10 protein-coding genes and 1 pseudogene are annotated in these 12,136 nt (G+C 35.8%); 8 read left to right on the top strand and 3 right to left on the bottom strand.

What is annotated here, in order from left to right; translation table 11 throughout:
* Positions 1-177: 177 nt before the first annotated feature.
* The 5 genes from Q0Y84_RS04015 to Q0Y84_RS03995 all read left to right on the top strand — a co-directional run bounded on the left by Q0Y84_RS04015 (position 178) and on the right by Q0Y84_RS03995 (position 5,854).
* Positions 178-708, top strand: coding sequence for an MFS transporter (locus tag Q0Y84_RS04015; protein WP_297951159.1), 531 nt, complete (start codon positions 178-180; stop codon positions 706-708).
* 120 nt (positions 709-828) lie between these two features.
* Entirely contained in the window at positions 829-2,160 is a 1,332-nt protein-coding gene (locus Q0Y84_RS04010; RefSeq protein ID WP_005728901.1) for an RNA-guided endonuclease TnpB family protein, read from the top strand.
* A gap of 191 nt (positions 2,161-2,351) precedes the next feature.
* Positions 2,352-3,194, top strand: a complete 843-nt coding sequence (locus tag Q0Y84_RS04005; RefSeq protein ID WP_297951139.1) for an MFS transporter — start codon at positions 2,352-2,354, stop codon at positions 3,192-3,194.
* A gap of 127 nt (positions 3,195-3,321) precedes the next feature.
* Positions 3,322-4,590, top strand: a complete 1,269-nt coding sequence (locus Q0Y84_RS04000; RefSeq protein ID WP_297951137.1) for an ATP-binding protein — start codon at positions 3,322-3,324, stop codon at positions 4,588-4,590.
* A 154-nt stretch (positions 4,591-4,744) separates the two neighbouring features.
* A complete protein-coding gene (locus Q0Y84_RS03995; RefSeq protein ID WP_297951135.1) occupies positions 4,745-5,854 on the top strand; it encodes an ATP-binding protein in 1,110 nt (369 codons plus the stop codon).
* A 37-nt stretch (positions 5,855-5,891) separates the two neighbouring features.
* Here Q0Y84_RS03995 and Q0Y84_RS03990 read toward each other — a convergent pair.
* Positions 5,892-6,882 (bottom strand): annotated as a pseudogene (locus Q0Y84_RS03990) (acyltransferase family protein).
* Between the two features lie 103 nt (positions 6,883-6,985).
* On the opposite strand from Q0Y84_RS03990, the gene Q0Y84_RS03985 reads away from it, so the two are divergent.
* Positions 6,986-7,804 (top strand): triphosphoribosyl-dephospho-CoA synthase, encoded by an 819-nt coding sequence (locus Q0Y84_RS03985; RefSeq protein WP_297951133.1) that lies wholly within the window; start codon positions 6,986-6,988, stop codon positions 7,802-7,804.
* An 86-nt stretch (positions 7,805-7,890) separates the two neighbouring features.
* The gene (locus Q0Y84_RS03980) at positions 7,891-8,220 is read left to right on the top strand and encodes a hypothetical protein (protein ID WP_297951131.1); all 330 of its coding nucleotides are present in this window, start codon (positions 7,891-7,893) and stop codon (positions 8,218-8,220) included.
* Between the two features lie 66 nt (positions 8,221-8,286).
* Here Q0Y84_RS03980 and Q0Y84_RS03975 read toward each other — a convergent pair whose 3' ends face one another.
* Both Q0Y84_RS03975 and Q0Y84_RS03970 read right to left on the bottom strand, forming a co-directional pair.
* Positions 8,287-9,714 carry a 6-phospho-beta-glucosidase gene (locus tag Q0Y84_RS03975; RefSeq protein ID WP_297951129.1) on the bottom strand — a complete coding sequence of 476 codons (1,428 nt, stop codon included), beginning with the start codon at positions 9,712-9,714 and terminating at the stop codon, positions 8,287-8,289.
* Positions 9,715-9,841: 127 nt separating this feature from the next.
* Entirely contained in the window at positions 9,842-10,573 is a 732-nt protein-coding gene (locus Q0Y84_RS03970) for a MurR/RpiR family transcriptional regulator (protein WP_297951127.1), read from the bottom strand.
* 198 nt (positions 10,574-10,771) lie between these two features.
* Between Q0Y84_RS03970 and Q0Y84_RS03965 the strand changes: the two genes are divergently transcribed.
* On the top strand, positions 10,772-12,109 hold the full coding sequence (locus Q0Y84_RS03965; protein WP_297951125.1) for a PTS sugar transporter subunit IIC: 1,338 nt from the start codon (positions 10,772-10,774) through the stop codon (positions 12,107-12,109).
* Positions 12,110-12,136: the final 27 nt, after the last annotated feature.

The raw sequence follows: 12,136 nt of genomic DNA, 5'->3' as shown, positions 1-12,136 counted from the left end.
CCTCTTTTTTGCAATAAAAAATCCTGTTAACAGCTTATCATATAGATAAGTCATCAACAGGAAAAATTATAGAGCCATTTTTTTGTGAACGGCAGTCGACAAACAGTATAATGATATCAAAAGCATTGAAGTTATTTAGAAAAGAAGATGGAAAATGGCTAAAAAGTTACGCCACGCTTGGTATTAGCGATTTTGTCGGCAGGGATGCTCTCATTTTTAGGAATATTGGATGAAACAGCCACGACAGTTACTTTTCCAACGTTAATTAAAGAATTTTCGATTACCACTGATCAAGTTCAGTGGGTAAACACACTAGTCTTATTGGTAATTGCGACTATCGTACCGATTAGTTCACAGATTAGATTAAGAATTTCGACTAAGAAAATTTTTATTCTAGGAGTTCTTTTGTTTACTTTGAGGCTAATCATCGATATTTTATCACCGCGCTTTGATTTATTGTTATTAGGACGGGCAATGCAAGGAGTCGGCACGGGGATTGGCTTACCGTTAATGTACAATATTATCTTGGCTGAAGTACCTAAAGAAAAACTAGGCTTTATGATGGGAATCGGCACTATGATTACTGCCTGTGCCGTTGCCTTAGGGCCAGTTTTTGGCGGAATGATTACCGATGCACTTAATTGGCGCTGGATCTTCATTATTTCGCTATTTTTAATGAAAAACGCCCGGAAATTCCCCGTATTTTAATGCGGGGATGGATAGGGCCAAGCTGACCTAATGGTCAGCTTTTTTTATTAAAAAATGAAGACATATGTTCGACTTTCCTGTAAAATATAAATATCTAATCTACAGAAGGAGGTGAAACACATGAAGAGAATGAGCAGTTTAGCCTACCATTTTGGCTTGAAAGTACGCTTTTATCCTAGTTCTAAACAAAAGAAAATCATCAAGCTAAATTATGATGCTCAGCGTTTTGTCTACAACTCTTATGTAGGACGTAATCGGAACAATTATCGGGCTAAGGGCTACTTAGCTGTTAGACAATATCAAGTAATGCCTTTTGCCTTTTCTGTTCTTAATAATTATGAGACTAAGCTAGCAGAAGAAGTAGTCGCCAATAATGAGTTATTGGCTAAGCCAAAGAACATTCGCGATGCCTATAGCTTTTTACGCGTTAAAGAAATTGACAGTCTCGCTATTGCCAATGCGATTCAAAACTATCAGAAAGCTTGGAACAACTATCGCAAGCTTGGTCATGGAATTCCGACTTTTCACAAAAAACGTAGTGATTGGTCATATCAGACCAACTGTCAGTATCCTAAACAGACAGAAGCCTTTCTTGATAACGGGACAGCTAGATTTATTGATGCTAAGCACGTTAAATTGCCTAAGCTAGGCGTTGTCCGCATTGCCAGCTTTAGAAAATTGATTAAAGAGCGTTTGCTTAATCATATCCCAACTAGAATTGGCACAGTCACGATTAAAAAGACCGCTGACGACCAGTTTTACTTATCAATGCAACTAGGCAGCGATATTGCCTTTGTTAAGGAATTGCCTAAGACGCAGAGTCAAATTGGCATCGACCTCAATCTTGATAATTTCTTAACAGCATCTAACGGAGCAATGGTGGCTAATCCACGATTTTATCGCAAAACCAAAAAGAAGCTTGCCCATGCCCAACGTGTCTTGTCTCGCAGGCAGCGCAGAGCTAAGAAAGAGGGACGCAATTTGCGCTTAGCCAAGAATTATCAAAAACAGCGTCTAGCAGTCGCTAAACTGCACGATAAGATTCGCAGACAGCGAAATGACTTCTTGCAAGTACTCTCAACTGCACTAATCAAAAACCACGATTTAGTAGTTGCCGAGGAATTAAGAAGCAAGAACCTGTTAAAGAATCATGCCTTGTCTCAAGCTATTTCTGATGTTGGCTGGCGCAGTTTTCTGAACATGCTGGCATATAAGGCAGACCTATATGGCAAAGAGTTCAAAACAATTGATCCTAAGTACACCACCCAAAGATGCCATCAATGTGGCAGTATTATGGGACAAAACGGTTATAAGAAATTAACGCTTAAGGATCGAGAATGGACTTGTCCAATCTGTCAAACGCATCATATCCGTGATTGGAATGCGGCAGTAAACATCTTAGAAAAAGGCTTAGGCAACTGGCAGAATTCTAAAATAAAAAAAGCAGCCTAAGCTAGGCTGCAGTCCGCTAGCAACTTGCGGACTCAAAAGGCTTTGGTAATTAGACGACCTCTATCGGCAATAGTCAAAAGATTATTGTTGGTAAGTCAAGTCCGTATCTAAGCAAGTTGGTGTTCTGGTTAGCGCAAGCTAACGAGCCAGCCACCAAGCCCCAGAATTTATTCTGGGGTAGTTGACTTATCTTGAGTCTATTTACGGGAAGCTATTCAATTCGGCAGATTAATCCGCTTGAAAAAGTGAAGTTCAAGTATGTGCAATGGCTATCTTTGGCTATTGGGCTGGTCTGTTTAATGCTGGGCTTTACACGGATTGCTAAATATTCATTTTTCTCAATCCGAGTTTGGGGCTTCTTAATCTTAGGAATTATTAGTTTATTAATTTGGCTCAAAATATCTTGGTCCGATAAAGCAGCATTGATTAGTCCGCAACTGTTTAAAAATTTACGTTTTAGCATGCAGTTAATAGCTTATTGCTTTGCCAAAATTGCGACGCTAGCTTTGGATTTTATCTTTCCAATCTATGTCCAAGCTGTCAATCATGGTTCCGTTTCATTAGCCGGTTGGGTTACTTTTCCCGGTGCGGTAATTAATGCGTTAATGGCGGCCTTAGCGGGCAAGCTGCTTGATAAAAAAGGCGCGCGGTTGCCGATTATTATAGGAATAATTGCTAGTTTGACTAGTTTAATTTTGATGAATGTTTTGGCACCATTAAGCAATCTTGCCATTGTATTGTTATATGTTCTTTATTATGGCGGATACGGGATGTGCTTTGGCAGTTTAATGACTAGCGGTTTGATTACTTTAGGTAAAGCTAGCCACGCACAAGGTAATGCGATTTTTAATACGCTGCAACAGTTTTCAGGTGCAGTGGGGACTGCTTTAGCTGGGACTTTGATTGCGCTAGCGCAGAATAATCATGTAGGTAATGGTACAGCAGTCAGTTCTAAATGGACCTTTATGATATTACTAATTTTGATAATTATTAAGTTATTCTTGGCTCTTGTGTTTGTACCGAAGAAGAGATAAAAGAAAGTTCAGCGAAAGCTGAATTTTTTATTTTGTAAATATATTAACTTTAAATATGTAATATTTGATTAATATACTAAACAAAATTATAATTATTTTGATCAATATAATTATATAGGAGCAAAATATGAATCCAGATTTACTTGCGGCACTTATTCTTGAAGGTCAAAAAAATATTAAAAGTATTGCTATCATTCCTCGTGATTATCATTTTGAAGATAGTTTGAATTATGTGTTAGTAGGCTTGCGGCGGGCTGGCAAATCAACGCTATTATTTAAAAGAGCACAGGATTTAGTAGATAAACAAAATGTGGATTGGTCACAAATTGTTTACTTGAATTTTGAAGATGAACGACTAGATGGTTTTCAATTAGCTGATTGTAATAATATCTTAATTGCAGCCAATCAATTAACAACTAAGAAGCATTATTTTTTATTTGATGAAATTCAAAATATTGCTGGCTGGGAAAAATTTGCTCGTCGTTTAGCAGATCAAGGTGAAAGTGTTTATTTAACCGGTAGTAACTCTAAGGTGTTGGGTCATGATATTGTTCTGCGGCTGGGTGGAAGATATATGACCAAATATGTGGCACCTTTTAGTTTTACAGAATATTTAACTGCTAAAAAAATCCCACATGATAAATTATCCGTCTTGGATACAGTTAATAATGGCCAAATTCGTGCTGCCGCAAATGAATATCTATGTTATGGTGGGTTGCCAGAATCTATTATCTTAACAGACAAGAGAAATTACTTAACAAGTATTTATCAAAATGTATTTTTAGCTGATATCATTGTCCGCAATAAGATTCGTAATGAAAAGACGATTTCATTATTACTTAGAAAAATTGCCGATACAGTAATGCACCAAGTTTCATATGCAACTTTGTATAAAAATATAAAAAATGTGATTAGTACGGTAAGTCGCAATTCGATTATTGATTATATCGATTACGCTAAGGATGCATATTTGTTATTTTCCACCAAAAATTATTTTGCTAAATTTAGTGAGCGTGAAAGCAGCCCAAAGTATTATTTTACAGATAATGGCATTTTAAATTTGTTTTATCTGGATAAATTGCCAGCATTACTAGAAAATCTAGTTGCGATCAAGTTGCATAATAAATATCAAGAGAATTTATTTTATTTAAAATCTCAAAAGACAGGGATAGATATTGATTTTTATGTACCAGCTAGTAAAACTGCAATTCAAGTTGCATGGGAAGTGAATGATACGTCAAAAGAACGTGAAGTTGGGAACCTAATTAAATTAGCTGATAATTTTGATGAAGTTGAAAACTTAATAATCGTTACTCATGGTGAAGAGGCTGAAATTCAGCAAAAAGATAAGATAATTCAGTTAATGCCACTATATAAATTTTTATTAATGAGATAGTTTTTCGATAACTCATAAAATGGTAATGCTCAAAATTTTTTGAGCATTTTTTATAACTATAAGATCTAAAGAGATATAAAAATGGACATAAGATCTAAAGAGATATAAAATTAAAGCCAACAACTAAAATAATGAAAATAGGTGAACATCAATTATGTCTGAAATAACGAATCCATTTGACCCTAACTTTGGCAAAGTTCCCAAAATATATTTGGGGCGACAAAAAATAGTAGAAGATATAGTAAGATCACTTGAAAGTGGCACCGGACCCTATCAAACTTCAATGATCTATGGGATGCGCGGGGTTGGTAAAACTTCATTACTTGCTGATATTACCTCAACTTTAGAAAAGAAAAATAATTGGATCGTTATTTACTTAGCTATGACGAGCGATTTGCTTGCTACGCTCATTCAAAGTATTTATCAGGAAGCAGCGAATCCAGTAAAAAAGGCGTTGAACAAAATTGATGGAGTGAAATTTTCGGCTTTTGGCTTTGAATTGGAAGTTCATATGTCTAATCCGCAATCTACTTATCAAGTGTTACTTGAAGAAATGCTAAAAGTATTAAAAGAGCATAACCAGTCTTTACTGATAGCGATAGATGAAGTTAAGGAAACACCTGAGATTGTTAATTTGGCGTCTATCTATCAAATTATGGTGTTGAGGAAATATCCAATTAACATGATGATGACCGGCTTACCTAAGAATGTTTCTGAGCTTCAAAATAATGATGTATTAACTTTTCTCCTAAGAAGTGGACGTGTACCACTGGGTCCGCTTGATCTTTTTAATATTAAGTATCGCTATCAAAAAGCGTTTGAAAGAGGCAATAAAGAGATTGATAATACTGCCTTAATGAAAATGACTAAGCTGACTAAGGGATATGCTTATGCATTTCAAGACTTGGGTTATCATGTTTGGCAGAATTCTACTGATCAAGTAACCGATAAAAGTATCGAAAATTCGATCCCATCGTTTAAAAATGATCTGTTTCGTAATGCTTATACCAAGATTATCTCTGAATTGTCGCCGGTCGATCGAAAATTTTTATTTATTATGGCTCATAATGATAAAAATATTGTTAATATAAGTGATATTCGCAAGCAAATGGGCAAAAGTTCAAATTATGTTTCGCAATATCGGCAGCGATTAATGGATAGTCAGGTAATCATTGATGCAGGATATGGCAAAGTGGCATTTTCTTTGCCATTCATGAAAGACTTTTTGCTAGAAGCAGAAGAATTATATGAAATTGACGATTAACAAAAAGTTTGCTCTCCAAAAAATAGAGCAAACTTTTTTATTTTACAATTAAACTTTTCGCCTTCGTCCACCAAATGTGTAAACAGTAAGCTGACGTAAATGATAAGATCCAGGTTAATAGCCAAGAAGTGGAATACTTTTAAACTAGTTTGGGAATTCTTTCTCACTTGGTGCAGGCAAAAAGTGGAAATCGGCGCAATTACTGCTAGACAGTAAAGAGTCATTGATGGCTTGTAATATGGTGCATTATTAAAGTTAATCGGATGACCAAACTTTTGTAATTCAATGTTTGTCCAGATGAAACAAGCAATAAATGCGATAGTAATTAACCACCAAAACTTTGTGACCAATTGATTATACTGTCCTCGCAATTGCCAAGCTAACATTCCGTACACACCGTAGATGAAGAATGAAATAAAAATCCGGTCGAGTAAATACCAGTCATGTTTATGCATGCCGTGGAAGACATTGTAATCATAGAACCAAAGCCAAGCAAAATAGAGCACAAAAGTGATTACTGCAGCCCAAAGGCCCCGAGTTAAATTGTGCCCTACATAACGACTTAATCCCCAGAAAAGCGGCATTAAAATGATGAATTGCAACATCATCGTGTTATACCACAAGTGCGGGGCGGCGTTCCCATTAATGAATTGTCAGCAGAATGAACCAAGATTGTTAAAATGATTAACTTGTTGCAGCCATGGCATTCCTACTAGGTAGATTAACGTCCACCAAATAGTAGGAACAAAAAGGTTAAACCAGTTTGCCCGCATGTGTTTTGCATATGAAAAACTACCTTTTTCATCATTGGTGCGAATTGTAGTATACAAAATACCAAAAATAAAGGCGGGAGCCGTATATTTGACTAAATTATACAAAATGCCAAAAATGTCCTGCCTATGAATTGGCTGTCCCACGCCCATGACCAACGACATGATTGGCTGTGAAATTACCGCGCTACAGGCAAATACTTTTAGATAATCGCCAATGTCGGCTATTTGATAACTTTTAAATTGATCTGATTTCATAAATCTTTTTCTCTTCTCCTAATATTATTGTGTCATTTTTTAAAATTAGGTGAAAGGATAATCGTGTTAAAATTAGTTTAGCTATTTTAGAAGTGGGGTAAAAATGGCAGTAGAAGAAATCACGCAAAATGCAGTAAAAGCATTACTTTATGAAGTTGTTACCAATCCTAAGCCGGGCTTAGTGGATCCAGTTGACGTGGGATCTCATCCTGATATGAACGTGTATCTGTTTATTGATAGCAGTTTGAGCTTGGAATCTTATTTTCGGCAAGCAGCTAAGATTGGCGCAGATTTTAGTGGACAGGATTTGCGGCAAATGTTTGAACAATTGCGTCAAGCTGGCATTAAGGCAGAAGAAGCAATGTTTACTGCTACAAATAGTGTAAATACTCATAAAGGCGCGATTTTTTCGTTAGGCTTGTTTGTCTGTGCTAGTAGCTATTGTCAAAATAGCCATCAAGATGAATTTGAAGTGATCCAGCAGATGACCAAGGGCTTAGTTGAGCGTGATCTGGGTAAGAAGAAAGACACTGCTGGTGAAAAACAATTTTTGCAGTATGGTAAAGGCGGCGTTAGAGCGGAAGCAGAAGCAGGTTATCCATTGGTAAGGGATGTGGCACTGCCATTTTTGGCTCAAACCCATGGGGAACTAAATGTTCGATTATTGGACACATTAATGAGAATTGTTAGTGAGATTGAAGATTCCAATTTAATTAAAAGAGCGGGTAATATTGAAGTAGTTGAATGGGCACATAATCAAGCAAAAAAATATTTGGCATTAGGTGGCTATGGTACTCAAGCTGGAAAACATTTTATGTTAGAGCTTAACCCAATTTTTAAAGAGAAAAATTATAGTCTGGGTGGTAGTGCTGATTTGTTAATTATTACCATTTTTATGGCATTACAACGTGGAATATTATAATGACAAGTCATATTGCTTGGTTATTTTCGAAAAAGGCACCATACTAAAAGGGAAAAATCGGTTTTTCACGAAAGGATGGAAAAACAATGGATGATTATGTAATTGATTTTGATTCATTAGGTTACTTAAAGCCTGAGACTTTAGCCATTATAAAGTTGGTGGTAAAGAAATATAACGAAAGTAAAGATGATGATGTCTTGCAGGATGGAGTAGTTGTTGGCTTTGATGAATTAGCCAAGGCTGCTAAGATTCCAATTGATAAATTACCAGATGAGGTCTTTAAAGATTTGGATGCGGAAAGAGATCAATTTGATGAAGAAAAGAGAAGCTATGAGCCGCTAGTAGCTAGTTGCTTAGCTGATGAAAAAGCTCGCGAATTTAGAATAATCATTAATCATCGCTTGTTTGAATTTTAAATAAGATTGAAAAAAGATCAATAATCTTAGTTGAAAAAATTTTGATTATTGATCTTTTTCTGTTTCTTAGTCTAAATCAGAACCATTAGAGGCGATTACCTTCTTGTACCAGTAGAAAGAATCTTTCGGATAACGTTTAAAGCTGCCTTTTCCATGATCATCTTCATCAACATAAATAAAGCCATAGCGCTTCTTCATTTCTCCAGTACTTGCACTAACTAAATCGATGCATCCCCAAGGTAAATAACCAATTAAATCAACCCCGTCATCAATTACTGCCTTTTCCATCTGCTTGATATGATCACGGAAGTACTTAATGCGGTAGTCATCGTGAATTTGATGGTCAGCGTTCATCTTGTCATAGGCGCCCAGACCATTTTCTACGATAAACAAAGGTTTGTGCCAGCGAGTAGTCATCCAATTCATAGAGTAGCGTAACCCCATAGGATCAATGGCCCACCCCCAATCGTTAGTCTTAATATAAGGATTAGGAACTAAGTCTTGGTATTCGCGATAATCCATATGATCGGTATATTTCGCCGTGAAAGACATATAGTAAGAAAAACCAATATAATCGACAGTACCATTTTTCAAGATCTTTAAATCATTATCAGTAATATCTAAATTATAATTCTTGCGTTCAAAGTAAGCTTTTAGCCAGTTAGGATATTTGCCATTGACGTGAACATCGCCAAAATAGAGGCGACTATCCATTGCCCGCTGAGCAAAAAGAACATCTTCAGGTTTAGAAGAAGCGGGATAAATAGGACAAAAGGCGAGCATACAACCGATTTGTAAAGATGGATCAATGGCATGGCCGATTTGAACAGCCTGAGCACTGGCCACTAATTCATAATGGGATGCCTGATACATCATCTTTTCCTTGTCATCGCCATTTTTAAATAGCAGACCAGAGTTCTTTAATACATTACCAATATCCTCGTAATTAGCTTGATTATTAATTTCGTTAAAAGTCATCCAATATTTGACCTTATTGTGATAACGTTCAAAACATATATGAGCAAACCGAGCAAAGAAATCAATTAATTTGCGATTAGACCAACCACCATATTCAGTCACTAAATGATAAGGCATTTCAAAATGAGAGAGGGTAACGACTGGTTGGATATGATATTTTAACAACTCATCAAATAAGTCATCATAAAATTTAAGTCCTGCTTCATTAGGTTGATCTTCATCACCATTAGGAAAAATGCGAGTCCAAGCAATAGAGGTACGAAAGGCTTTAAAGCCCATCTCGGCCATTAATTTGATGTCCTCCTTGTAATGATGATAAAAGTCGATTCCAACGTGATTAGGGTAGTATTTATCTTTTTCGATTGTTTTAGTAATTTCACGGGGATGCTCACGATCGCCTAAAGTCATAATGTCAGCTATAGAGATCCCTTTACCGTCTTCTTTGTATGCACCTTCAAGTTGATGAGCGGCAACGGCGCCACCCCATAAGAAATTATCGTTTAAAGTTTTAGTCATAAAAATACTCCTTTATTAACTACTTAATTGCATTATATGAAATCGATTGCAATTAAGTAAGAGAACTTAGGAGTTTAGGTATGATGATAAAAAATAGTATTTTATTTCAGGATTGGCACAGGGTGTTTTACTGTGATAATTTTTTCTCTAAAATATGATCTAGGCTTTCTATAATGTACATAACAGGAACTTGTGAAGACAAATCATAGTGGTTGTTTAAACGATGAGTATATTCATAATAATTTAGAACATAGCGACTCATTTGAGCAATAGTACTAGTTTCTTGACTAGTGATACATACAATTTTAACATCTTCATCATTTACAAATTCGTTGATTAATTCTATTAATTCCGTTGTTTCTCCAGAAACAGAAAAACAAATAATAACGTTATTAGTTGTGTTTCTTAACTTAGCATGTAAAGGATAAAAAGGATCAGTTACAGGAGTGGTATTAAGGCCAAGTGATGCCATTCTGCGTGCCGCATATTCAGCTAAAAAAGCAGAGTCCCCCATACCTAGCGTTGTAACATTATCACATTGAAAAATAGTATTAGCGACTATCATTAATTTGGATACGATATCTTTCGGGAAGCTGTTTTCATCGACAAAATGAAATTCGTTTTGGTTAGGCTTAGCGGATAAATCATTATTTTGAAGATATGCTTTAAATTCTGGAAAGCTGCTAAAACCAATTTTGTGAATAAAACGCATGACTGAAGAGCTAGAAACATGAGCATTATTTGCAATATCTCTAACACGCATGTAAACAACTTTATCGGAATTTTGAGTAACATAGCGATAAATAGCTAGATCAATATCAGATAATGAAGATAAATCTTTAAAACCAAAAAATGCCATAGTTTTTCTCCTTATAGTTATAACTTAAATATAAGATAACATATAACGGATATATTATGAAACAGTGTGTGCCATTCCTGATACATAAAGCATAGTGCCGTAAATGTTCCTAAGTAACTGTAAAGTATTGATTGATCGAATGCGCTTACATAGAATGTAAATGTAAGCGAAATAAAAAAGTATTGAGGGGAGATACTTATGCAAAACTTTATTAATCAAAAGATTTTACCTCCTATCATGAAATTCATTAATACTAGAGCAATAAAGGCGCTAAAAGACGGAATGGTTTTATCATTACCATTTATCATGGTAGGTTCAGTATTTTTACTGTTAGCTTCATTTCCAATACCAGCAGTAGCAAATTGGATGAATCAAATGGGCTTAACTCCATATTGGAATCAAGCATATAACGCTTCATTTGGTATTGTAGCTGTATTTGCGGTTGTTGGTATTGCTTATACATGGGCAAAAAATGAACATGTTGAAGGGCTGCCAGCAGGAATGACCGCTTTTGTTGGATTTTTAATTATTATGAATTCAACCACTCCAGTTAAAGATGGCACTAAAACTGTTATTTCCGCTGCTAAAGCTCCAAATTTATTGATTGGCTTCATCGATCGTACTTGGCTTGGCGGCCAGGGAATGATTGCCGCTATCATTGTAGGGTTAATCACTGGCTGGATTTACACTTGGTTTGTTAAAAAGAAGATTACAATTAAGTTGCCAGATCAAGTTCCACCAGCAGTTGCTAACTCATTTGTTGCTTTGATTCCATCAGCTGTTTTAACCGTATGGTGGTTGTTAGTTTACATTTTCTTTGATAAAGTAGCACACACAACTTTAACTCAATGGATTTACACTACTATTCAAACTCCATTACAGGGTGTAACTGACTCATTTGGTGGTATTTTATTATTAACATTATTGGTACCATTCTTCTGGTTCTTTGGTGTACACGGATCTACTTTAGTTGGTGGTATTGCAGGACCAATTTTGAGTGCCAATGCTCTTGAAAATGCTGCGATCTTTAAGAAATTAGGTTACGTTGATGCTGCTCACGGTGGCCACATTGTTATTCAGGGGTTGTTTGATCAATTCTCAACAGTTACCGGTGCCGGCATGACTATTGGTTTGGTAGTCTTTATGACATTTATGGCTAAGTCAACCCAATTAAAGAGTATCGGTAAACTGGCATTGGTTCCAGGAATCTTTAATATTAATGAACCTGTTCTATTTGGATTACCAATCGTGATGAACCCAATGTTAGCTATTCCATTCTTCATCATGCCACCACTTTCAGCAGGTTCAACTTATTTATTAATTAAAGCAGGTGTTTTGCCATATTTGAATGGTGTACAAGTGCCATGGACTACGCCACCAGTTATTTCTGGATTTTTAATCGGTGGTTGGAAAGTTGCTATTTGGCAAGCTATAATTTTGGTAGTATCCTTCTTTGTATATCTTCCATTTGTACGTAGTTACGATAAGATGTTGTATGAAAAGGAACAAGCTAAAGTAACTGAAGAAAAGGACTAATGAAAATTTGTAGATAATAAAAAGATC

This window comes from uncultured Lactobacillus sp., from assembly GCF_947367125.1.
GTDB lineage: Bacteria > Bacillota > Bacilli > Lactobacillales > Lactobacillaceae > Lactobacillus.
Note: the sequence above shows the minus strand (reverse complement) of the source record. Positions and strands in the feature narration are given on the sequence as shown.